Source organism: Streptomyces sp. NPDC001933 (genome assembly GCF_042890955.1).
Taxonomy (GTDB): domain Bacteria; phylum Actinomycetota; class Actinomycetes; order Streptomycetales; family Streptomycetaceae; genus Streptomyces.
Genome location: NZ_JBIASS010000048.1, coordinates 1 through 19,684 on the forward strand (window position 1 = coordinate 1; position 19,684 = coordinate 19,684).

The window sequence follows — 19,684 nt, forward strand, 5'->3', positions numbered from 1 at the left end:
CCCATCCGAATACCTCACACACCATCGAATACAGCCACCACACCAAGCCCATCAGAGACTTCGGGAAAGTTCACCCTGACGAGCCGAAGTCAGTAGCCGGGCGTGCCGGCGAGTTGTCCGATGGCGCCCCTGCTCCCAGCCGGCCGGCCACGAGGCAGAACGCACGAACACGCTGCCACCCCGAGGCTCGAACCACCGACAAGACCGAGGCTGATTCTCGGCAAACGCGGAGGCTACCTGATGAGGGAGCAAGGGGAAGGGGCACCGAGGTCAGCCAAGTGTCCTGGACACGCACTCGGCCACTGCGTCACGGAGACTTCCGGTGCGAGCGAGCAGTTCCCGCTGCGTCTGTGCCCCGGTCCCCCGTTCCAGTACGTCCATGAGCGCTTGCTCAGCCGAAGCGAAGTCGTGGCTGTCCTCCAGGGCACCTCGAACGTGCGTGAGCAGGGCTGCGATGACATCAGCTGCGGGCTCGGGGCGCATGGTGCGCGGGTGGAGCAGTTGCCCTTCCAGTCCCGACCTGCTGGCCTGCCAGGCAGCGATACGCAGGACACTGACTCCCGCCGGGTCCGGCGGTTCGCCGACGCGCCATTCGCGTGCTGCGGTCTCGACGAGGCCGCGGACGAGCGTGGCAAGCAGGACGGTGTCGGCCGGGTCCAGGCACACGTCCGCCACTCGGATCTCGACTGTTGGGTACCGGTGCGACAGCCGCGCGTCGAAGTAGATCATTCCTTCGTCCCGCAGGACTCCCGTGTCGATGAGTGCCTGGACCTGTTCGTGGTAATGCTCCGCGGAGCCGAAGATCTCGACAGGTCCGGCGGAGGGCCAGCGCCCCCATACCCTGCTCCGGTAACTGCTGTACGTGGTGTCTCGGCCCTGCCAGAACGGCGAGTTGGAGCTCAGCGCCAGCAGAACTGGCAACCAGGTGCGCACGCGGTCCAGCACACCCACGCCCTCCTCGTCCGATGCCACCGAAACGTGCACGTGGCATCCGCACGTGAGCTGTTCCTGCGTGGTCTGGCCGAACCTGTCAGCCAGCCATCTGTACCGCTCCCCCTCACCAACCGAAGGACTGACCGGCAGGGGAGCGGTCGCAAGGGCCACCACAGCTGCCCCCGCCCGGGCCGCACTCTCCGCGGCCTCGGCGCGCCAGCGGCGAATCTCGTCCGCAAGTTCGCGCATGTCACTGCGCGGTTCGGTGGCGAATTCAAGTTGCTGATGATGGAGCTCCGGCTCGAAGGCCGAATCTCCCTCCGAGCGGCGTTCCGCGACGGCCAGCACGGCCGTCGAAAGCGCCCGTGGCTCGCCGCTCTGTGCATCGACGAGCAGCAGTTCCTCCTCCACACCAACGGTCCGCACCATCACATCCTCCCAGCAGCCGCCCTCAGACGCTTGTCATGTGCCGTCGCTCGGTGCCGCTTTGCTGCGAGACCGGGCGCGGCGGCGACGGTATGCGTCGCACTCTGTTTGGTGTACTCGGCTGCTGCCGCAGAGTCAGACCGCCACGACAAACCGACTCAGAAGAGCCGTGGTCCGCCGGGCTGTTCCACCCTGGCCTTGACCAGAATGCGTTCCATTCGCTCGGCCCCCTGGAGGAAAAACCCGGGGGTAACTGAAGGCAGTTACATGGGGTCAGCCGGGGGCCCACTTCCCCTCCCGGTCACTTGTGCCGCGACGTACCCCCCTCAGAAACGACGACAGTGCTTCCTGCGCTGTTCTGGTCGGCTGCCACCCCAGCACATCGTGCGCCCGGCTGCAGTCGAGGACCGGCAGTCGCAACACTGCGTCGAAGAGATGTGGCGAAGCGGGGACCGCGCGGGCGTGCCACGCAGCAGTCAGAGCGCTCCGCATCAGTGTCGCTGGAACACGTACCACCTTGGCGTCCAGGAGGTCGCCGAGTTGTTGCGCGTCGATGACCGGCTCCGCCGCCAGGTTGAACGCACCTTGAACGTCAGTGGCCACGGCCGCCCGGTAGGCCTGCGCCGCGTCATCGCTATGGAGGATCTGGAAACGCAGCCCTTCCAGATCAGGAACGAAGGGGAGGAGGTCGGGGCGCAGCAGGGCACCGGGGACATAGCGGCCCGCGAAGATTCGACGTTGCTCGCTGGCGGCCTGTTCCTTGAACAGGAAACCGGGCCGCATCCTGACCACCCGGATCCCCGGGTGTCGCAACTCGAACGTGTCCAGCACACGCTCCAGATAGGACTTCTCCCGGCAGTAGGCGGCATCCGGCCACCCGTGAGTGGGCCATTCCTCGTCCACCCCCGGTTCGTCCTTCGTGCCGGGAGAGTAGGCGCCCACCGAGGAGGCGTGTACCAGCACCGGCACTCTTGCCCTCGCTGTGGCCTCGAAGACCCGAATCGACCCCAGAACATTGCTCTGCCAGGTGACTACAGGGTCACGAGTGGGCTGGAATCGCCAGGCCAGGTGAATGACGGCGTCCGCGCCGGCCAGGTGCTTGTCCAGGGCGCCGGGGCTGTCGTCCCGGGAGAGGTCCACCGTGCCCCATGCCACTCCCGGGATCGACAGCTTCGGCAGTCGGCGGGCGAGGCCCAGAACGGACGCTACGTCCGGGTCCTCGGACAGGGCCTTGACCACACTGGTCCCCACATTGCCTGTGGCCCCTGTCACCACAATCCGCAAGCTCTCATGTGTGCTCATCGTCATTCCTTTCCCTTCTCGAAGGGGCCCAGAGTGCTCAGCGACACCGCAGGCGCTGAGCGCGATGAGGCGTTGCGCACAGTGAGCGCCGCGGCGGCCGCAACAGCCGACAGCATTTCTTGATCATTCCGCCCTCTCCTTGCCCAAGAACAGTGCGCATGCCATGCCGTGGGCCGCCCGACCGCGGACAGCGGGGACGGAGGGTGACGAAGTTGACCACGGGGTCTCTATGCGTGTCACGCTCGTCCCCGACAGGTGAGCGCACGCATCGGGTCGCTCCTCCCTGCTGCAGTGCCTCTCTGGATATGCGCTCCTGGACGGGCTACTCCCAAGCCCGTTGTCGAGCCAGGTGCCGAGCTTGACCACCATGGGCCCGTCAGCGCCGCCCTGACGGCCTGACAGCGTGTCCTCCGTCTCCAGCTGCTCGGCGTGCTTGCGGGGGACTTTCAGGTGTCCCTCACGGGCGTGGAACTGCCGTGCTGCGGTGAGGTTGAGGGCCCACATGGTGTCCTGCGTCCGCTTCACCGGCCGCTCCTCTTCCCCGGCTGGTGTGACCTTGAGGGTGTTTTCCAGGATCCACTGCTGTACGGGCAGCAGCTGCTCCCACCCGAACCGCTGCGCGTTCACCCAGCGGCCGAGGTCCTCGCCCTGGACGACGACGTCGCCGTCGACCGTGGGGAGGGTGCCGCCGGCCTGGACGTGGTTGTGGGCGAGCCGGTAGTAGCGCTGCCACGCCGTGTCCCAGGCAGGGCACCACCCCGGATCGATCGCGTCCAGCTCGTCCTGCCGGGACTCGGTCATCGCACCGGCCGCCGAGGGCACGGCCCGGCCGGCCGCCCGGAGCTCCTCGTTCTCCCGCGCCCTGCGCGCCGCCGCCCTCGCGTTCTTCGCCCATACCCCGATCGGGTGCCCTTCCCACGTTGTGGTGGTCGGGGGGAGGAAGTGGCCGTGGGCGGCGGCGTACTGCTTGGCGATGGCGAGCCCGTCCGCCCAGGCCGCGTCCTGCTCCGACCACACCATCCCGAGCTTCTCCAGCTCGGCCCCCCGTCCAGCTTCCAGCGTCCCGGCCGTGTAGGCGCGTCGCTGGTCGGCGGTCCACTGCCCGAGCGGATACCCGCCGACCCCGCCCCAGCCCTCCGGTGTGACGAGCGTGTACGGCACCCGCAGCACGGTGTTCCCGGTCTCGCGCCGCCAGTAGGCGCCCTCCGGGTCGATGACCCGCAGCCGCACGAACTCGGCCAGCACGGCGGGGTCGCGTTCCTCGCTGAACCGCAGCACCCCGGCCGCCGCCCCGCTCACCCGCACCCCCGCCCGTCCCCGTCCCCGTCCTCCAGGACGTCCACGGCGTCCACGCCGTAGTGCTCCTGGTCCAGGCCGTCGGTGTCCTCCCGGCCGCTGCGGACGCTAGGGTCGGCCAGTGCCTCGATGGTGTCCGTGTCGTGCGCCCGCAGGGCCCCGAGGACCTTCGAGAGGGTCTTGTAGGCGTCCGACGTCACCATTTCATCACCGCTTTCGCCCGGTCCGAGGAATACCGGCACGATCAGTGTCGCGAGTTTTCCCCGCCCGGGACGGGTCCGTAGGGCCCGTCCGACCATTTGCACGATGTCGACCATCGACCCATGCGCGTCCGCGAAAAGCACCGCGTCGCACTCCGCCGTATCCACCCCTTCCCCCAGCACCTTCACTGGGAGTCTTCGCTTCTTTGTCTGGGGTGGTTCTCGGTTCGGTGTCCGGTCTTGGATGCTGTGGACTGGGTTGAATCGGTTTGTTTCATGGGGTGTTGAGCGTTGATGGCCGGGCGCTGGTGTTGGACAAGTCGTGAGGATTAGCTGGTCACTGGGCGAGGACTACCTGGTCAGGGGAGTGAGGGCTCCCACCGAACTCCATCTCACGTGCGGTGAGTGTCGTTGATGGTGTTGCGAATGAGGGCGGCGATCTGGTGCAGGCGCTCCTCAGGCAGTCGTGTGGTGGGTCCGGCGACGCCGATGGCGGCGCGCGCCCTGTCGTTCTCCCAGACGGGGACTGCGGCGCAGGAGATGTCGGCATGGAAAGCGCCCGTATCCAGCGCGTAGCCGTCGATGCGGGCCTGTTCCACGATGTCGGCGGATGCCTTCCATGCTGCGGGCTGGTCGGATGCGAGGCGCTGGCACAGGTCGGGGCGGCCGGTCAGGAGTGCGTGGCCGATGGCGGTGCCGAGCAAGGGTTCACGGCCGCCCACCGGGATGGTCAGCCGCAGCGGAGCCTGTGCTTCGACGCTGTCGAGGCACAGGTAGTTGCCGCTCGCCGGGACGGCCAGGTAGCAGGTTTCCCCGGTGTCTTGAGTGATTTTTTTCAGGGTCGGGTGGAGATGCTCGCGCAGCAGGTCGTCAGTGGCTGAGGCGCCCCGCGCGAGTTCGGTGAGGCCGTCGGTGAGGGTGTAGACGCTGCCGCGAGACGGCTGGCTGACATACCCGAGGTCTTGCAGCGTCGCCAGCAGATTGTGGGTGGTGCTGCGGTTCAGTCCTGCGGCATCGGCGATGTCGCTGAGCCGGGCTCCACGGGGGGCGGCGGCAATGGTTTCCAGCAACTGGAAAGCGCGCTGCACCGACTGGATCATCTCTACCTCATTTCATCATTATGGAACTTCTCTTGGATTCTACTGCTCAGATTTGACAATAGGGAATCACTTCCTACTGTAGAGGGTGTTCCACATAGTCGCATGAGGGGCAGTGGTTGCCCCGAGAAGTTCAGCATGGAGGAATTGATGATGGAGTCGGCGCAGCAGGTTCTGGATGCGGTCACGGCAGCGGCCCGGGACCGGGGGTTCGCTGTCAACATCGCGGTCGTCGACGCGAGCGGCCATCTGGTGGCCTTCCGCCGGATGGATGACGCCCTAGTCGGGCCGATCGACGTGAGTATCAAGAAGGCCCGCACCGCTGCACTGTTCGGAACGGACAGCGCAGCACTGGGTGAGGGGGCCCGGCCAGGCGGAGCGATTTACACCTTGGAGCACACCAACGGCGGCCTTATCAGCTTCGGCGGTGGCGTGCTGCTGCGCGATGCCAGTCAGACGCTCGGCGCAGTCGGGGTTGCCGGAGCCACGGTCGAGATGGATGAGGAACTCGCCCGACTCGGCGCCGCCGCCCTCAGCTGACTGCCCCCGGCCGACGGGGCCTGCGCCCGTCGGCCGCCCTCGCTCGACAAGGAAGCTTGCAATGCCTCGTCTGCTCTCCCTCACCCTCGCCGCTTTCGCTATCGGCATCAGCGAGTTCGTCCTCGTCGGCCTGCTCCCGGCCATCGCCGCGGACGTCCACGTGGACATTGCCACCGCCGGCATGCTGGTGACCTTCTATGCCCTGGCCATCACCGTGGGCTCACCGCTGCTGACAAGCTGGCTGAGCCGCTACGACTCCCGCACGATGCTCACCGGCCTCATGACACTGTTCGCCCTCGGAAACCTCGCGGTCGCCGTCTCCCTCAACCTGGCGGGCCTGATGGCGGGCCGCATCATCGCCGGTGCAGCCCACGGCACCGTCTTCGCCCTCGGCGCCCCCGTTGCCGCCTCGCTCGTTCCCAAGGAGAAGGCCGGTCAGGCGATCTCCTTGATGTTCCTCGGCCTTACCGTGGCCATGGTCATCGGCGTCCCCGCCGGCACCGCCATCGGCACCGCCATCGGATGGCGGTCCACCTTCACCCTCGTTGCCGCGCTCGGCCTGCTGGCCGCGATCGCTGTATGGGTGATGATTCCCTCCATTCCCCGGGGACAGGGGGTGCGGCTACGCGAGCAACTCGCACTTCTGGCTCACCAGCCGCTTGCGCTGACCTACGGCGTGACTGCGCTCGGCTTCGGTGCGACCTTCGCCGTCTTCACCTACCTCGAACCCCTGCTCGCCAAGCACGCTGGATACACACCGGGAGCGATCACCTGGATTCTGGTGCTGTTCGGCGCCGCCACCGTGGCCGGGAATCTGCTCGGCGGACGTCTGACCGACCGCCTCGGAGCCGTAGCCGTCATCCGCGTGGCCCTAACCGGACTGGCGGCATCCCTGGCAGCGCTGCTGCTGACGCAGAACCACCCGATCGCTGTCGCCGTCAACATCGCCGCGTGGGGCGTTTTCGCCTTCCTGATCTCCCCGGCAGTGCAAACTCACGCCGTCAGCCTCGCCTCCTCCCACGGCCCGGGGGCAGAGAAGGCCGCCAGTGGCCTGAACATCGCCGCCTTCAACGCCGGCATCGCGGCTGCCTCCTTCAGCGGCGGTCTCGCCCTTGAGCACGGCGACCCAGCCCGCACCCCCTGGGTGGCCGTCGCCTTCGCGGCTGTAGCGCTCCTAGCCACGGCTGGCATCGCCGCCCGCAGCACGCGTCGCCACACGCCGAGCGAAGCACTCGGCCCCGTCACATAGGGCAGCGGACGCCTTGGCTCCTGGGCAGCAGGCGGAGAACGGCCGCGACACCAAGTCGTACGCCATCGACTTCGGCGAGATGGGCGTCCGGCGTCCTCTCCGCTTCCTTCCGCCAGTGGTCGAGGCTGTGTCGAACCACCCGCGCGTGGGGGTGGTCTTCGCCCAGCACCCGCGTCATGTGATCCAGTAGGTCGGCGGAGGCCTGCGCGGCTCCCGCCGCCCTCTCTGTCACAGAGCGAGGACCCCTTCCCGGAAGAGACCTGCTGGGACGTCACCAACGACTGTCTATGACCCCGCTCTCCCGCGACCAGCCCCTGGTGCCCCAGGCGGCCTCCTCCAGAGCAGCAGCGGAAGTGTGCCTGGCGTTCGAGCGGCTCCAGGGCCCGTGCTGCCGCGCGCGGTGCCCGTGCCGCGGCCGCCGCCCGGCAGCGGCTGGCATACTTCGTGGGCTTCGACCTGCTCCACAGGGGCGACACGGACCTGACTGGGTGGCCGTACGAGCGCTGCCGCGCCGCACTGGAGCAGCTGTGCGACAGGCACCGACTGACGGATCCGCTGACGCTGTGCCCGTCGGGCAACCGATCTGGGGTTCGCGCGGGAGTGGCTGGGTTGGAATGGCGCCGGCACCGATGGCCTGTGCTTCAAGCGGCTGGACGAGCGGTATGTGCCCGGCTGCCGGGGCCTGGCGCGGGCCTCGGCCGGAACAGGCGGGGCCCGCTCCTGCATCCTGGTCCCGGCCGTCAGCCGCATCGAAGACGAGGGCAGACCTACAGGTGCTTCTGGCCTACGAGCGCCGGTGACGACGAAGGGGAGCCGGTCGGCGTTGGCACAGTCCTTCGCCCGGCTGCTTCTGGGTGGCTCAGTTGCCGTGTAGTGCGATGGTCCTGGTACTGGTGGCCGCGCATGGCTTCCTCGCACCAGGTGGCGAAGGTGGGGTCGCACAGCCGGTCGCGGAATCGGCCGATTCCGATCCAGCGCAGTACGGCCCCGGTCCGGTCCAGAGGGAAGTACGTCTCGCCGGGCCCGGTGGTGCCGGCTTCCGGCTCGCCGGGCGGTTCGGGTGACCAGCCCAGGGCGGTGACCGTGTCCATGGAACGCAGGTTTCCGAGGACGCCCGGCATGCTACGGGTCTGCCTGGTCAGGTCGAGGTGTTCCACCTGTACCGGTCCGGTGTCGTCGGTCGCGTTCAGGGACATGGTCAGGTCCCCGCCCGTCTGGCCGGCGCGGCCCAGGACGATCTTCTCCTGGATCAGGATCCTGCCGGTGCCGTGCAGCCGGATCCGGGTGTCCCGGTGGGTGGCGATCCCGTCCGAGACCACGAATGGCTTGCCCGCCCAGGTGAGCACCGCCCCGTCGCCCACCGTGGCGTCGACCGTCCAGGACGACGGTGCATCGCCTTCGTACGCGACAGTGCCGGTCGTCTCGACAACGTCCAGCCACGCGCCGTCAGCGACCTCCACGTCGATGCGGACGGCATCGCCGGACAGCAGCAGCGCCTGGGTGGCGAGCAGGCCCACCCGGGCGCCGCGGGCGTCCTGATCCATGATCCGCACCGTGAGATGCCCGGTCGTGTGGTGGACGCGGCAGCGGCTCCCTGTGGGAGTGACGCTCAGGCGGGTCGGTCCGGTCACGCGCGATGTCCCGCACGCGCGGGGGCGAGGGTGTGGTCGTGCGAGTGGGTGGTGCCGTTGGCATGGGTGTGCGGGTGGGGTTCCTCGCCGTCCCGGGCTGTGTGGAAGTGCGGGGCCATGGGGCCGGGGTCGACGGGGGTGTGCTCGCCGGTGCGGTAGTGGGCGAGGGTGTCGCGGACCCATCCGGTGAGCAGCCGGACGGACGCCTCGTCGTGCCGGGACAGTGCGACCACCGGGGAACCCTGCCGTGCTTCGCGCCCTTCGCGCGTCATGCGTTCGACGTCCACGCCCACATGCACGCCCAGGTCGGTCTTGTTGATCACGAGCAGGTCGGCGCGGGCGATGCCGGGTCCGCCCTTGCGGACGACGTCACCGCCGCCGGCGACGTCCAGGACGAACAGTTGGGCGTCCACCAGGGCCGGGGAGAAGGTCGCGGTGAGGTTGTCGCCGCCGGACTCGATGATGACCAGGTCCAGGGGGCCGAAGTCGGCCTCCAGGTCTTCGGCCGCCAGCAGGTTGGCCGTCACGTCGTCACGGATTGCCGTGTGGGGGCACGCGCCCGTCTCCACCGGGCGGATGCGTTCGGGGTCCAGGACTCCGGCGCTCTTGAGGAAGCGCGCGTCCTCGTCGGTGTAGATGTCGTTGGTGATGACGCCCAGGCGCAGTTCCCCGGAGAGCGCCTGGCACAGTGTCGCGATGAGCGAGCTCTTGCCGGTGCCGACGGGTCCGGCGACGCCCAGGCGCAGGGCACGGGTGGGGGCGGTGGCGTTCTCAGGCACTGAAGAGCCTCTCTGTGGTGGTGTCGTGGGTCTCGGCCCAGCGCTCGATGAGGGGTGCGCCGTGGGCGGGGATCTGTTCCGGGAGGCGGAGAAGGGCGACCCGGTCGGCCATCTCGTCGATGTCCGGGAGGAGTTCGTTCACCCACGCCGCGATGGTCAGCGGGTCCTGCGGTTCGAGCTTGAGCAGGGCCGCGGTCACGGTCTGGGCGTCGTCGTACCCGACGAGACGGGCCACGTCGGCGGGGTCCATTGCGGCGCGGTGCGCGAGCAGACCGAGGACGACCGGGCGGGACCAGGTGCGTGCGCCGACGTCGACGGGGCCGGGCCAGAGCGCTTGCAGAACTCGCAGGTACCCGCGCCCCAGGCGCCTCCCGTTCGCCCGCAGCGCCGGGCTGGGGGTCCGGGCGGCCCATGCGGCCTCGACCTCGGCCAGGTCACCGCCGTTCGCCGCGACCGCACGCGCGACGACGGCGGTGCCCGCCTCCACACGGGTGACGGTGCGAAGACGGGAGCGCAGGTACGCGGGCACCTCGGCGGGTGTCGTGCCGGCCCGTAACGCCGGCTCCAGTCCGGCGGACTGTGTATGTCCCCCGGAGGGAAGCCGGGCATCGCCCAGCAGGGCGAGCAGGAGCGGAGAAGTGGTCACCGGGCGCCTCAGAACAGCAGGTACCGTTGGGTGAGCGGCAGGCTCCTGGGCGGTTTCGGCTGGTCGAGATACCAGTATCCGTTGAGGCTCTTGTGCCGGGTGAGGCTGTGTCCCTCCGACGGGTCGACTCCCGGGATTTCCACCGCGATCTTGAACGTGGCCGGGTCGATGTCGATGCCGAACCGCCCGTCGTTGAAGACCATGTCCGCCTTCCCGACGTCCTTGACGGGCTTCGCGCCCCGCAGTTCACGCCGCAGACCGAGGGTGTCCTGCAAGGAGTCCTTGAACACGCCATTGCCTCTCACCGTGCTGTACGGGTCGGTGCCGGAGGGCGGGTTGAGTACCTTCTCGGAGACGAACGAGTACGACAGCCGGCAGGCGATCGCGTCGGCCATCGCGGGGCGCAGGAAGGTCGGCTGGGGGGTCGACACCGAACCGTTGGGATCACCGAGGTTGCCGACGACCATGGCACCGCCCTTGATGACCACCTCCGGGCGTACGGCGAAGAACCGCGGGTCCCACAGCACGAGATCGGCCAGCTTGCCCGTCTGCACCGAACCGACGTACGCGTCGATGCCGTGGGCGAGGGCGGGGTTGATCGTGTACTTGGCCACGTACCGCAGCGCACGGGCGTTGTCCCCCTGCCCCCGGTCGGCCCCATAGAAGAAGTTCGCGTCCTTGAAGGTCTTGTGGCTCCACTCCTTCATGACATGGGCGACCTGCCAGGTGCGGGTCACGACCTCCCCGATACGGCCCATGGCCTGCGCGTCGGAGGAGGTGATGGACATGGCACCCATGTCGTGCAGCACGTCCTCGGCGAACATGGTCGTGGAGCGGATCCGGGAGTCGGCGAACGCCTGGTCGTTCTTGTTGCTCAGATCGAGGTGGTGGGCGGAGGCCAGCATGTCGATGTGCTCGGCGACCGTGTTCACGGTGTACGGCAGCGTGGGGTTCGTCGACGCGGGCAGGACGTTCTGCTCCGCCGCCACCTTCAGGATGTCGGGGGCGTGCCCGCCACCGGCGCCCTCGGCGTGGAAGACATGAACTCCGCGTCCGCCGATCGCGCCGAGGGTGGTCTCGATGAAGCCGGACTCGTTCAGGGAGTCGGCGTGCAGGGTGACCTGCAGACCCCACTCCTCCCCGGCCCGCAGCGCGGCGTCCAGCGCTGCCGGGGTGGCCCCCCAGTCCTCATGGATCTTGTAGCCGCCGGCCCCCGCGAGCGCCTGCTCGTCCAGACCGTCCTTGCTGACGGTGTTGCCCTTGCCCAGCAGCATCACGTTGACCGGCAGGTCGTCGAAGCTGCGGTGCAGGTTCACCAGGTGCTGCGGCCCGGGCGTCACCGTGGTCGCCTTGGACCCCTCCGAGGGACCCACGCCGCCGCCGATCAGCGTGGTGGTCCCGGTGGACAGGGCCTCCGTCACCGCAGAGGGGGAGATGTAGTGCACATGCGTGTCGACGGCTCCGGCGGTGAGGATCTTGCCCTCGCCGGAGATCACGTCCGTGGAAGGACCGATCTCCAGCCCCGGCGTGACCCCGTCCATGACATCACTGTTCCCGGCCTTGCCGACCGCGACGACCTTCCCGCCCCTGATCCCCACGTCGGCCCGCACGACGGAATGGGTGTTCCCCCGCTCCAGAGCAGGTCCGACATCGAGAATGATCACATTGGTGATCACGGTGTCGGGGGCGCCCTCCGCGCTTGTGGTCGTCCCCTGCAGCATCGACTCGCGGATGGTCTTCCCGCCGCCGAAGATTGCCTCGTCACCCCCGAACGTCAGGTCCTCGGTGACCTCGATCCAGAGACTGGTGTCGCCCAGGCGGACCTGGTCGCCCACGGTCGGGCCGTAGGACTTCGCGTACTGCGCGCGGGTGATGTTCGCCATTGCATTCCTCCAGCTGGATGTACGAGGGCCCGGTCAGCCAAGAGCGACGTCGTCGGCCCGCTTGTCCTTCCGCAGGCCCGGAACACGGCGCCGTCCGCCGATCGGCACGGCCTCGATCGCCTCGCTGGGCGCGTTCTCGGGGCTGAACCGCATCGAGTCCCCCGGAGCGATGTCCAGGCGGTACCCCCAAGGGGCCTGCCCCGGCATCTTCGACCGGTCGTACGCCAACGCCCGGGCCGCGGCGATCTGCTCGGGCCGCACGCGTTGAGGATCGGTCAGAACGCTCTCCGCCTCGGTGGCGGTCTCCAGGTCGGTGAAGAACAGCAGGTCCTCGTTGACGTCGGCCAGATGGAAGTGCGAACCGATCTGGATGTCGCGGTCACCCACATTGACCACGTAGACAATGGCCTTGTCGCTTTGCGAGTTGAGCACATGTACCGCGGCCGGGTCCCTGACCCACACTCCTCCCACGTTGTACTGGGAGAAGTCATGGGACCGGCTCGGGTCCAGGGCAGAGGGCGGTACGGGTTCCGGATTTTGACAGGGATCGTCCGCAAGACAGGGGCAAGTCCCCGGACACGCGACCGGCATGGTCACCACAGGCTTCGCGGCCAGCGGCTGGAAGTAGGGCATGGAATTCGACCTCAGCGAATAGGAGCGGGCAGCGGGGCGGCCTTCGGCGCGCGGATCGGGTCGTAGAGGGTGACAAGCTTGCGCCCATCAGGGAAGGTCGCCTCGACCTGGAGGATGTCGAGCATCTCGGGCACACCCTCCATGACGTCATCAGTCGTCAGAACGCTCTCGCCCCGGCCCTGGGTGTCACCCTTCCGCTCATCCAGAGGAACGTCGGCATCGCTCATCATCTGGTCGACGGTGTAGTTGCCCGCCCGCGCCTCCTCAATGACCCAGCAACTGATGTACGCCACCGCCTCGGGATAGTTCAGCTTGATGCCACGCTCCTTGCGATAACTGGCCAGCATCCCGGCCACGCTCAGCAGCAACTTCTCCTGCTCTGAGGGAATCAGGTGCATCCGCGCTCCTCTTCGGTGGTAAAAGTGCCCCAGCCCCAAGTAGGGACAACGGCACCGTGCGTCCCCGGCCCACGCCCGACCGCCCGGACACATCCACCGAACTCGGCAGGTACGTCCTGTCAGCCAATCCCCCTGCAGACACGCGGCGCCTTTGCGATAAGCACCCTGCGAACCCGAGCAGCACCGCGCCAGGCACCCGCCATGTGAACGAGCAGGCACACGCGTGCGCGTGGACTACACCTGCGGATTTCCCGGATTCAGGGACGAACATGAGTCGGCAGTGCGATGCGGCTTCACCGGTTCATCAGCGGAACCACCCCGCGCCGCAGTCGATCATCGTGCCAAGGACCAACATACTGCCGCATATCCGCATGGCCACCCCCGAACGGATGCAAATACGAACGCTTAGCCGAAACTACCGCTCGTCGCAACGGGAATCGTGCCAACAAGTACTGAGTCGCGCAGCCGATCGTCGTACGAGATCCGAGGCCTCACAGGCAATGGACAAAGGCAATCAGAACCGCATTGCCAGACAGGCTCCTGTCAGGCCCACCCGCGTCACGCGCCGTCACACTGATGGATGGCTGCGGCCCTGAACTGAAGTGGCCTTGTCGACGAAAGTGGCGGCGCCGCACATGTGTCTCATGAGACACAGCAAAGTCTGGAGAACGACGGCCACAGAACAGTGCTGCGCCGTACAGAGGAGACCGTCGTGCTGTACGCCCGGTCCGGCAGAGTCGTCACTCAGCACTGGATGGACCTGGCCGTCGCCGGCATGACACTGCGCCCCGGCACGGTTCTGGACGGCGAGGCCGTGATCTGGCGGGACAGCCGGCTCGACTTCGCGGCCGCGCAGTCACGGGCCGCATCATCCACGACCCGGGCCCGCGCTCTGGCGGCCCGGTATCCGGCGTCGTACGTCTGCTGGGATGTTCTGCAGCACCCGGACCCGCAGATCGACGACTGCCGAAGCCGCCCCTACACCGAGCGCCGCGCCCTCCCTCTGGATCTCCTCGCCGACGTCGGGCCGCCGGTCCAGGCCGTGCCGGCGACCGACGACCGGGACGTCGCCGTGCTCTGGTACGACGCCCTGCGCGAGCAGGGCATCGAGGGGATCGTCTGCAAACGCGGCAGTGCCGGCTACCCGTCGGGTCAGCGCCGGTGGTTGAAGGTTCGGCACGCGGACACGGTCGACGCCCTGGTGCTGGGGTTCACCGGCCCGCGGCTCAGGCCGCACCATCTGGTTCTGGCGGTGGGGGACGAGGGCGGGCCGGCCCGGGTGTCCGCACGCCTGGAGCCTGTCCTCGCGGCTCGTGTCGGTGAGGCCTTGAGCGGCACGGTGGTGGTGGGGGAGCGGCGGGCGGAGGGCGAGCCGTACACACGGGTGGAGACGGACCTGGTCGTGGAGGTACTGGCCGGGTCCGGCCGGCACGGCACCCTCACCGTGACCCGGATGCGGTGAGGGTGCCCGTGCCTGACTGCTGGCCAGGGGACGACCTCGTATGCACTGTCACGAGCCCGGCTGCGGCGCCCGGTACGACTTCTTACCCACGCGGGTGACACCTGCCGGGCAGCAACGATTCTTCGTTGGCCTGGGCCGGAGCATGATCGGCATGACTCGTCATCTGCGCCGAACCGCGCTCCTCACCGCCGTTTCGGCTCTTGCCGGGCTCGCGCTGACCGCCGCCCCCACCACCGCCACCGCGGCAGGCCCCCACACCCCCGCCCGTCAGACCTTCCCCGGTCAGGCACCGTCCCTGCGCGAGCTCCCCGAACCGCCCGACGCGGACAAGGCCCGCGAGCCTCACGGACCTGGTCGTGGCCAACGAGGACGACGTCCCCGGCTACTCCCGCGCGAAGTTCCCACACTGGATCACCCAGTACGGCACCTGCGACACCCGCGAAGTCACGCTCCAAAGAGACGGCCAGGACGTCGTCCAGGACGACCAGTGCCGCGCCGAGTCCGGCACCTGGTACTCCGCGTACGACGGCCTCACCATCGACTCCGCCTCCCGCATCGACATCGACCACATCGTCCCCCTCAAGGAAGCCTGGCGGTCGGGGGCCTCGGAATGGTCGACGCCCGAGCGGCGCGCCTTCGCCAACGACCTGATCCACTCGCAGCTGATCGCGGTGTCGTACAGCAGCAACCGGAAGAAGGGCGACAAGGACCCCGGCAACTGGAAGCCGCCGCTGCAGTCGTACTGGTGCACCTACACCCACCTGCCCCTGCTGGACAGCCCCGACTCGCAGGCCGCCATCGTGCGCGCACTGTGCAAGCTGCTTCTGGCCGAGCTGGACGATCCGCAGCTGCCGGCCCGCCACGCCACCCGCGATGGACGGCCGGTCGGTGGGACGGCTGGCTCCGAGCCTGCCCCATGTGGGCGGCGTCCCGGCAGACCCGGGCCTGTGGGTCCGCATGACCACCGCCCGCGCCGTGCTCACCACGACGGACGATGCCGTTCTACTGGCCGCAAACGGCTCCGAGTACGAGTTCGCCCCGTCGCAGAGCGGGTGCTCCGGCCGCTGGTCGAGGGGTAGTGGGCGTCGTCGATTTGCGGAGGGTGGGAAGACGGCGTCAGCGAGACCGTACGGCCGCGACGAGGTGGTTGATGTCCTGGGCCGTCACGTTGAATCCGAGGCCGGTGAACTTGGCCAAGGGGACGTCCATGGCGGCCCGCAGGAGGGTCGGATTGGTCGCCGCGAGGTTTTCGGGGGAGGGGGCTTTCGCTCGGGCGAGCGCCTTCAGTAGGAGCGGCCCACCGACGGGGTGGTTGAGCCATTCGCCGAAGGTGGACGTCGCTTCCAGGTCGTTGAGCGCGCCGTCGCCGGCGGTGTGGAGTACGGTCCGCAGGCGGATGTCCCGGGACGAGGCGCCGATCTCGACAGCGAACGGGCCGGGGTCGATCGCCCAGCCGCCCAGAGAGGTGGACCACCACGCCAGGTCCCGGCCGGTGAGCTCGAACCGGACGCTCGCCGAGGCGCCGGGTTCAAGGCCGACCTTGGTGAAACCGCGCAGTTCATGGCGCGGGCGGGTGGGATGCGGCTCGTCGAAGGCGATATAGAGCTGGACCACCTCGCGGGCGAAGCGGCTTCCAGTGTTGGTGATGGTGGCTTCGACGGTCCACCGGTTGTCGCCGGTCGCGGTGGCTTTCAGGCCCTCGTAGGCGAAGGTGGTGTAGGTCAGACCGTGACCGAAGGGGTACGCGACCGGGACGTCGACGGTGTCGTAGTGGCGGTAGCCGACGTAGCGGCCCTCCCCGTGGACGACGTGCCCGTCGCGGCCCGGGAAGTGCAAGTGGGACGGCACGTCGGCGAGCCGCTGCGGAATCGTCTCGGTGAGCCGTCCCGACGGGCTTTCGAAGCCGAGGATCAGGTCGGCGAGGGCCGTGCCGCCGGCCTGGCCCGGCAGCCAGCTCTCCAGCACCGCGCCGGCGTGGGCCAGCCACTGCGAGACGGAGACCGTGCCGCCGTTGGCGAGTACGACCGCGACCCGGGGGCAGACCTGGGCGACCTCGCGCAGCAGCTCGATCTGGTCGGCGGGCAGGTCGATGTCTGCACGGTCGTAGCCCTCGGACTCGTGGGCATCGGGCAGGCCGAGGAAGACCACCGCCACGTCCGCGGTAGCGGCCTGCGCGACGGCCTGTTCGGCGAGTTCCGGGGCCGGGGTGCCGTCCAGGGTGAAGCCCGCGGCAAAGGTGAGGGCGGTGGCGGGGCCGACGGCCGCGGTCAGGGCGTCGAGGGCGTTGTCCACGCGGGTGGGTACGACGTGTGAGCTGCCGTTGCCTTGGTAGCGCGGGGTGCGGGCGAACTCGCCGATGACGGCGATCGTCTGCTGTGCCGTCGGGTCGAGGGGCAGGATGTCTTCCTCGTTCTTGAGTAGTACGGCCGAGGCGCGGGCGGCCTCGCGGGCCAGTTCGTGGTGAGCGTCGGCATCCCAGTCCTCGAAGCGCTGCGCGCGGTCGGTCCGGTCACGCAGCCGCAGCACCCGGTTGGCCGCCTCGGCGACGTGCACGGGATCCAGGCATCCTTCCTCGACCGACGCCACGATCTGCTCGTCCGTACCAGTTGGCGGCATCTCCAGGTCGAGCCCGGCAGCGAGCGCGGCCACTCGGTCGGTGACCGCGCCCCAGTCGGACATCACCAGTCCGTCGAAGCCCCATTCCTCGCGCAGGACTTGGGTGAGCAGCCAATGGTTCTCGCTGGCGTGGACGCCGTTGATCTTGTTGTACGCGCACATCACCGTGTACGGCTTCGCCTCACGGACGACGTGTTCGAAGGCCGGAAGGTAGATCTCCCGCAGAGTCCGTTCGTCGACGTCCGCGCTCACCCGCATGCGATCCGTCTCCTGGTTGTTGGCGGCGAAATGCTTCACGCACGCGCCGACCCCGACGGACTGGATTCCCTCGACCACAGCCGCTCCCATGACGCCGCTGATGTGCGGATCTTCGGAGAAGTACTCGAAGTTCCGTCCGCACAGCGGGCTGCGCTTGATGTTGATGCCTGGGCCGAGCACCACATCGACGCCCAGGGCCGAAGCCTCGCGTGCCAGGGCCTCGCCGATGCGGTGCGCGAGCCCGGAGTCCCAGGAGGAGCCGAGGGTGACGGCGGGCGGGAAGCAGGTGGCCGGGAGGCTGTGGCGCAAGACGATTGCCTCGGCGGCATCGCCGGCCGGACGCCGGATGCCGTGGGGGCCGTCCGAGAGGGTCAGCGCCCGGACCACGTCCCGTACGGGCGTCGTGGTCCAGCGGCTGCCGCCCGAGGTGAGCGATGCCTGCTCGGCCAGTGAGAGGGCGGCTGCCGAGGACGCTGAGGATATGGAGGATGTGTTCATGAGGGCTTCCAGAGGTCGGGACGCGATGAGCGGGACGAAGGCGAGGAAGGGGCCGGGGCCCGCGCCTCACGTTGCGGCCGCTCGCCGTCCGAAGTGGTCGAGCCACTTCTGGAGGATCTCCGGTGAGCGGGGCTCGTGGGGGGCGTGCCAGGGGACCGGCACGGTGAGGGTGGCGAGTTGCTGTTCCAGGTGGTCGGCCAGGTGGGCGCGGCCGGTGTCCCTGAGGTGCTGGGCGTACGGGCCGGGCTGGCTGTAGTAGATGGGCCCGGTCTGGAGGTTGGCCTGCATGGGGTCGGGCAGGCAGCCGGGCCGGCCTGCGTACTCGTTCCACCACTCGGTGAGATGGGAACGCATCCGCGCGGCGAGGTCCGGCTCCTCTTCGATGAGGTTGCGGGTGAGGTAGGGGTCCTCGGCGAGGTGGAAGAGCTGTTCCCACTCGGTGCGGAAGGTGCCTGGGTGGTAGGTGCGGATGTAGAGGTGGTCGCGGGTACGGACGGCCCGCTGGTACGTCATGGCGCCGTGGCCGAGGACCAGGTACTCGCGGGAGTCGATCTGTTCGCCGCGCAGGGCGGGGGCGAAGGAGGTGCCCTGCCATCCGGCGGGTTTGTCCAGGCCGATGAGTTCGGCGAGGGTCGGGGCCAGGTCGATGTTGTAGAGGAGTGTGTCGTTGCGGCGGGCGTCGGCGGGCAGGTCGTCGGTGAGGCCGGGCCAGTAGACGACGAGGGGGAGCCGGTGTACGGGTTCGCTGGCCATGCCGTGCTCGGCGTACATGCCCAGCTCGCCGAAGGACTCTCCGTGGTCGGCGCTGACGATCACGGCGGTGTCGCCGGCGATGCCCAGCTCCTCCAGGGTGTCCATGAGCTGCCCGAAGTAGTGGTCCCAGTAGCTGATGGCTCCGTCGAAGCCGTTGATCAGGTGCTCGAAGTCGGCCCGTGAGGCGACCGCGTCGGGCATGTTGTGGGGCACCGGGGAGGTGCCGCGGGGGTTCTTCAGCGAGTGGTGGAGGTCCAGGGCGCTGCGTGGCCCGTAGATCTCGGCGTGCGCGGCGATGGTCTCCTCGTCGGGCCACGCCTGCACGGGCCCGGAGGCGGCCATCTTCTCGGTCCACTCGGCGGGCTGGGTGTAGTTGGTGTGCGGCTCCCAGTAAGTGAGGTGGAGGTACCAGTCCTCCTCGTCCTTGTGCCGGCGCAGCCAGTCGATGGCCGCGCCGTTGATGTCGGGAGCCTCCTCGTCGCCCCAGTTGGCGCTCGCGCGGATCGACTCGCGGAAGTTGCCGTGGAAGAAGTACGCACGGTGGCGTTCGGCGAAGACGGAGATCGAGGCGGTGTAGTGGTCGCCCCAGCCGAGCCATTGGCCGAGGAGCGGCCGGTCCGGCTCGGGGCCGTGTCCCGCTTCGAGGCGGAACTGGGCGTCGGCGCCGTAGTGGCCGATCACTCCGTTGGTGATGCCGAACTGGCCGCTCGTCAGCGCGGCCCGGGAGGGCAGGCACGGTGAGTCGGAGCAGTAGTAGCGGTCGAAGACGACCGACTTGTCGGCGAGCTTCTGGAGGTTCGGAGTGGTCGGACGGTGATAGCCGTAGGGGGTGGTGTGGTCGGCGCGGAGCGTGTCCACGTCCACGTAGATGATGCGCAAGGCGAACTCCGATGGGCAGGGCCTCCAGGGCGGGGCCCGGGCGGCGGATGGTTACAGGAACGGTCGGTTACAGGAGCGGTCGGTCAAGGGAGTGGTGGGTCGGCCGCAGCCGGACAGCGTCCCCAGGGAGGGGGCGTCCCTGCGGGCAGCGGTGGTCGAGGCCGGCGTCAGGGACTCCGCACACAGCGGAAGCCCGTGTTCCCGC

General features: G+C 68.7%; 18 protein-coding genes. 5 read left to right on the forward strand and 13 right to left on the reverse strand.

Annotated features, from left to right (window positions below; genetic code table 11):
- Positions 1-270: 270 nt before the first annotated feature.
- From ACFYY7_RS42820 to ACFYY7_RS42840, 5 genes are all read right to left on the reverse strand, one after another.
- Positions 271-1,362, reverse strand: coding sequence for a glutamate--cysteine ligase (locus ACFYY7_RS42820; protein WP_388671062.1), 1,092 nt, complete (start codon positions 1,360-1,362; stop codon positions 271-273).
- Between the two features lie 270 nt (positions 1,363-1,632).
- Positions 1,633-2,661, reverse strand: a complete 1,029-nt coding sequence (locus ACFYY7_RS42825) for an NAD-dependent epimerase/dehydratase family protein (protein WP_388671065.1) — start codon at positions 2,659-2,661, stop codon at positions 1,633-1,635.
- Positions 2,662-2,784: 123 nt separating this feature from the next.
- Positions 2,785-3,960, reverse strand: a complete 1,176-nt coding sequence (locus ACFYY7_RS42830; protein WP_388671068.1) for a helicase associated domain-containing protein — start codon at positions 3,958-3,960, stop codon at positions 2,785-2,787.
- Positions 3,957-4,160: a hypothetical protein gene (locus tag ACFYY7_RS42835; RefSeq protein WP_388671071.1), complete on the reverse strand. Its 204-nt coding sequence runs from the start codon at positions 4,158-4,160 to the stop codon at positions 3,957-3,959. Before ACFYY7_RS42835 ends, ACFYY7_RS42830 begins: the two co-directional genes overlap by 4 nt.
- 389 nt (positions 4,161-4,549) lie before the next feature.
- A complete protein-coding gene (locus ACFYY7_RS42840; protein WP_388671074.1) occupies positions 4,550-5,257 on the reverse strand; it encodes an IclR family transcriptional regulator in 708 nt (235 codons plus the stop codon).
- A 135-nt stretch (positions 5,258-5,392) separates the two neighbouring features.
- Between ACFYY7_RS42840 and ACFYY7_RS42845 the strand changes: the two genes are divergently transcribed.
- The 3 genes from ACFYY7_RS42845 (at position 5,393) to ACFYY7_RS42855 (ending at position 7,233) form a co-directional block, all read left to right on the forward strand.
- Complete coding sequence (locus tag ACFYY7_RS42845; protein ID WP_388671077.1) at positions 5,393-5,794, forward strand: heme-binding protein; 402 nt, start codon at positions 5,393-5,395, stop codon at positions 5,792-5,794.
- A gap of 61 nt (positions 5,795-5,855) precedes the next feature.
- Positions 5,856-7,043: an MFS transporter gene (locus ACFYY7_RS42850; protein WP_388671080.1), complete on the forward strand. Its 1,188-nt coding sequence runs from the start codon at positions 5,856-5,858 to the stop codon at positions 7,041-7,043.
- Between the two features lie 13 nt (positions 7,044-7,056).
- Entirely contained in the window at positions 7,057-7,233 is a 177-nt protein-coding gene (locus ACFYY7_RS42855) for a hypothetical protein (protein WP_388671083.1), read from the forward strand.
- A gap of 577 nt (positions 7,234-7,810) precedes the next feature.
- Here the strand turns inward: ACFYY7_RS42855 and ACFYY7_RS42860 are convergent.
- The 6 genes from ACFYY7_RS42860 to ureA form a co-directional block, all read right to left on the reverse strand.
- Complete coding sequence (locus tag ACFYY7_RS42860) at positions 7,811-8,587, reverse strand: urease accessory protein UreD (RefSeq protein WP_388671086.1); 777 nt, start codon at positions 8,585-8,587, stop codon at positions 7,811-7,813.
- A gap of 83 nt (positions 8,588-8,670) precedes the next feature.
- Positions 8,671-9,453: an urease accessory protein UreG gene (gene ureG, locus ACFYY7_RS42865; RefSeq protein WP_388671089.1), complete on the reverse strand. Its 783-nt coding sequence runs from the start codon at positions 9,451-9,453 to the stop codon at positions 8,671-8,673.
- The gene (locus tag ACFYY7_RS42870) at positions 9,446-10,099 is read right to left on the reverse strand and encodes an urease accessory protein UreF (protein ID WP_388671092.1); all 654 of its coding nucleotides are present in this window, start codon (positions 10,097-10,099) and stop codon (positions 9,446-9,448) included. The genes ureG and ACFYY7_RS42870 overlap by 8 nt, the downstream gene beginning before the upstream one ends.
- Before the next feature lie 8 nt (positions 10,100-10,107).
- The gene (gene ureC, locus ACFYY7_RS42875; RefSeq protein WP_388671095.1) at positions 10,108-11,982 is read right to left on the reverse strand and encodes an urease subunit alpha; all 1,875 of its coding nucleotides are present in this window, start codon (positions 11,980-11,982) and stop codon (positions 10,108-10,110) included.
- 33 nt (positions 11,983-12,015) lie between these two features.
- Positions 12,016-12,444, reverse strand: a complete 429-nt coding sequence (locus ACFYY7_RS42880) for an urease subunit beta (RefSeq protein ID WP_388671098.1) — start codon at positions 12,442-12,444, stop codon at positions 12,016-12,018.
- 182 nt (positions 12,445-12,626) lie between these two features.
- Positions 12,627-13,013, reverse strand: coding sequence for an urease subunit gamma (gene ureA / locus ACFYY7_RS42885; RefSeq protein WP_388671101.1), 387 nt, complete (start codon positions 13,011-13,013; stop codon positions 12,627-12,629).
- Between the two features lie 637 nt (positions 13,014-13,650).
- On the opposite strand from ureA, the gene ACFYY7_RS42890 reads away from it, so the two are divergent.
- Positions 13,651-14,475 carry a DNA ligase gene (locus ACFYY7_RS42890; protein WP_388671104.1) on the forward strand — a complete coding sequence of 275 codons (825 nt, stop codon included), beginning with the start codon at positions 13,651-13,653 and terminating at the stop codon, positions 14,473-14,475.
- 356 nt (positions 14,476-14,831) lie between these two features.
- On the forward strand, positions 14,832-15,554 hold the full coding sequence (locus ACFYY7_RS42895; protein WP_388671107.1) for an HNH endonuclease family protein: 723 nt from the start codon (positions 14,832-14,834) through the stop codon (positions 15,552-15,554).
- Between the two features lie 37 nt (positions 15,555-15,591).
- Here ACFYY7_RS42895 and ACFYY7_RS42900 read toward each other — a convergent pair whose 3' ends face one another.
- On the reverse strand, positions 15,592-17,847 hold the full coding sequence (locus ACFYY7_RS42900) for a glycoside hydrolase family 3 C-terminal domain-containing protein (protein ID WP_388671110.1): 2,256 nt from the start codon (positions 17,845-17,847) through the stop codon (positions 15,592-15,594).
- Positions 17,848-17,913: 66 nt separating this feature from the next.
- The gene (locus ACFYY7_RS42905) at positions 17,914-19,479 is read right to left on the reverse strand and encodes a sulfatase (RefSeq protein WP_388671113.1); all 1,566 of its coding nucleotides are present in this window, start codon (positions 19,477-19,479) and stop codon (positions 17,914-17,916) included.
- Positions 19,480-19,684 lie beyond the last annotated feature (205 nt).